Raw genomic sequence first — 2,853 nt, forward strand, 5'->3', positions numbered from 1 at the left:
GCATCGCTTCTACCCGGGTGAAGAGGCTGCGCGGGACGACTTCGGCTACACCGCCAACGGTGATCCGGACCCGGCGGCTGCAGGAGCCTGATGTCCCGCGTGCCGGTTGGGGCGGCACCCGCATGCGACGGAAAGCCCATCAGCCCAGCTGATTTCGGGGTCGAGCGATTCAGTGTCGCCGCGGTGCTCGATCGTCGTGCCGAGCAGTTCCCCGACCGGGTGATGATGTCGATCGGCGGCATCGACGTGACCTTCGAGCAGATGCGGCAGCGATCCTGTGCGGCCGCTAATGCGCTGCTGGACTTGGGTATCGGACCGGGCGATTGCGTCGCGTTGTTCGCCGGGACCTGCCCGGAGTGGATCTACTTCTGGCTGGGTGCCGGACGCGTCGGCGCGGTGGCCGCCGCGGTGAACGCGGCCAATAAGGGCGACTTTCTGCTACATGCACTCCGGCTGTCGCGGGCGAAGGTGATTGTCACCGACGCGGAGCGCCAGCCACGCGTCGCCGAAATAGCCGATCAACTGCCGGGGCTCGCGAGCATTGTCGTGCAAGACGATTGCCTCGACGGACACCCGGGCACCGTCGACGAACACGTCGGCGACGTCGCGGACATCGGTTCATTCTTCTTCACGTCGGGAACGACCGGGGCATCAAAGGCCGTCGCCACCACGTGGCACTACTTGTTCACCACGGCCGCGACGGCGGTGTCGGCCTGGGACTTCGAACCCGGCGAGGCGCTGTGGACGGCAATGCCGTTGTTTCACCTCAGCGCCGCGCCGGCGGTGCTGGCACCGATGCTGGTCGGCGGGACCACGGTATTGGCGCCCACCTTTCACCCGGCCTCGGTCTGGGACGAGGTGCGAGCCTGCGGCGCCGTGGGGTTCGTCGGCGCCGGCGCGATGGTCACGATGTTGTGGAATCAGCCGCCGGATCCGCGGGATGCGCAGCTGCCGCTGCGTTTCATCTCGGCCGCGCCGATCGCCGCTGGGGTGTACCGCGACATCGAAAAGCGTTACCGATGCCGAATCGTCACCATGTACGGCCTGACCGAAGCCTTCCCGATCGCGGTCAAAAGCGTTGCCGAGGCAGGGGTGCCAGGGACGTCAGGCCGGCCGAATCCAAACTTCGAGGTGCGAATCGTCGACCCGGACGGCGAGCCGCTCCCGGAGGGCGCCGTGGGCGAGATCGCGTGCCGCCCTCGCTACCCGCACATGATGAGCGAGGGCTACGTGAACGCTTCGGGCCTGGCTGTCGACCCGCATCCGGCGTGGTTTCGAACCGGAGACCTCGGTGTGCTGGATAACGACCGGAACCTCACGTACGTCGACCGGGTGAAGGATTCGTTGCGCCGCCGTGGGGAGAACATCTCGTCGGTCGAGCTCGAGACCGTGGTCACGGCGCATCCGGCCGTGCTCGAGGCCGCGGTGATCGGCGTGCCCAGCGACCTGGGTGAGGACGACATCCTGCTGTTCGTCACCGTGCAACCGGATCGCGACCTAAATTACGCAGAGCTGCTGGACTTTTGCGGCGCCCGGATGCCGTACTTCTCGGTGCCGCGATACGTCGAGATCGTCAGCGAGCTGCCGAAGACCATTATCGGACGGGTCCGCAAAGATGTTCTTCGCGCCAGAGGTGTTGGATCCGCCGCCTGGGACCGTGAAAGTCACGGCTACATCGTCAGCCGTTGAGACAGGGAGAATTACAGATGGCCATGACTTACCAGCAGCAATACGTCCTCGACGGTTCGGTTGGCCGCGACGCCATCTTGAACCTGACGGCACGGCACAATCGATGCTTTTCCGAAGGCGACCGTAACGGATGGATTGCGACCTTCCGCCACGCCGGCGCCCGTTTCACTCGTGACGGGACGGAATTCACCGATCTGCGTCAGGCTTTCGACGGCGACAAGGGGCGCCTGGTGGCCGTCGACCACGAGATCAGCGTCGACGGAGTCAATGCGACCCAGCGCTGCGTGGCCCTGTTGTTCTCCGCGACGGGCGACGGCACCACGTTGCGTGCCACCGGAAGTTATCGCGATCAGCTGATCTACGAGCGCGGCGGCTGGTACTTCACATCACGAGAACTCCAATGGGATTCGGTGTCGGTCTCGGCGTGACGTCGACTCCCATCAGCTACGAGCTAGCGTTCGGTACCTACGAGGATGCCCTGCGCATGGTCGGGATGGCGTCTGAGCCGCGGGTCGCGGGAACTGTGGTCAGCGCGGCGCGGATCCAAATGTTCGCTGCCACAGTGCAAGACGGTAACCCGTCGTACTGGGACGCTGACTTCGCGACGAAGACCTGGGGAGGGCTGCTGGCGCCGCCGGCACTGCTGATGGGCTGGCTGGTTCCGCTGCCGTGGGAACCGGGCGGACGGCCGCCGGTCGCGGCGATCGCGCTCCGGGTTCCGCTGCCCGGCACCACAATCGTGAATGCCGCCAACGATGCGGAATTTCCGCTGCCCATCCTCGACGGGGACCGGCTCACCATTGTCGAACAAGTGGTGTCGGTGTCGCCGGAGAAGCAGAGCAAGCTCGGTGCCGGCCACTTCATCGAAACCCTGGACACCTTCACCCGCCAAGACGGCACGGTCGTCGCGACAAACCGGAACACTCTGTTCCGCTTCACCCCGGCGGCGGCGGCGTGACGCTGAACTGGGACCAGGTCAGCGTCCCGACGGAATTGCCCGAGGTCCGCGATGAGATCAGCTATCAGCGCGTGGTGATGAACTCCGGATCCACCTGGGACTACTTCCCGGGCCACTTCGACCCGAATTACGCTGCGGACCAGGGCCACCCAGCAATTTTCGTGAACACCATGCACCTCGCCGGCTTCGCCGATCGCATCGCAACC

General features: G+C 65.4%; 3 protein-coding genes and 1 pseudogene. All 4 read left to right on the forward strand.

The window, feature by feature from the left end; all coding sequences use genetic code 11:
- Nucleotides 1-90: 90 nt before the first annotated feature.
- A complete protein-coding gene (locus tag VGH54_RS18630) occupies nt 91-1,689 on the forward strand; it encodes an AMP-binding protein (RefSeq protein WP_331513556.1) in 1,599 nt (532 codons plus the stop codon).
- 17 nt (nt 1,690-1,706) lie between these two features.
- Complete coding sequence (locus VGH54_RS18635) at nt 1,707-2,117, forward strand: nuclear transport factor 2 family protein (protein WP_331513557.1); 411 nt, start codon at nt 1,707-1,709, stop codon at nt 2,115-2,117.
- A complete protein-coding gene (locus VGH54_RS18640) occupies nt 2,090-2,647 on the forward strand; it encodes an FAS1-like dehydratase domain-containing protein (protein WP_331513558.1) in 558 nt (185 codons plus the stop codon). The genes VGH54_RS18635 and VGH54_RS18640 overlap by 28 nt, the downstream gene beginning before the upstream one ends.
- Nucleotides 2,648-2,649: 2 nt before the next feature.
- Nucleotides 2,650-2,853: pseudogene (locus VGH54_RS18645) on the forward strand (hypothetical protein); the annotation flags it as partial.

The organism is Mycobacterium sp. (assembly GCF_036488105.1).
Taxonomy (GTDB): domain Bacteria; phylum Actinomycetota; class Actinomycetes; order Mycobacteriales; family Mycobacteriaceae; genus Mycobacterium.

Excerpts from the sequence above, each read along its gene's own strand:
- VGH54_RS18630 (WP_331513556.1), top strand. The coding sequence starts at position 91 with ATGTCCCGCGTGCCGGTTGGGGCGGCACCCGCATGCGACGGAAAGCCC.
- VGH54_RS18635 (WP_331513557.1), top strand. The coding sequence starts at position 1,707 with ATGGCCATGACTTACCAGCAGCAATACGTCCTCGACGGTTCGGTTGGC.
- VGH54_RS18640 (WP_331513558.1), top strand. The coding sequence starts at position 2,090 with ATGGGATTCGGTGTCGGTCTCGGCGTGACGTCGACTCCCATCAGCTAC.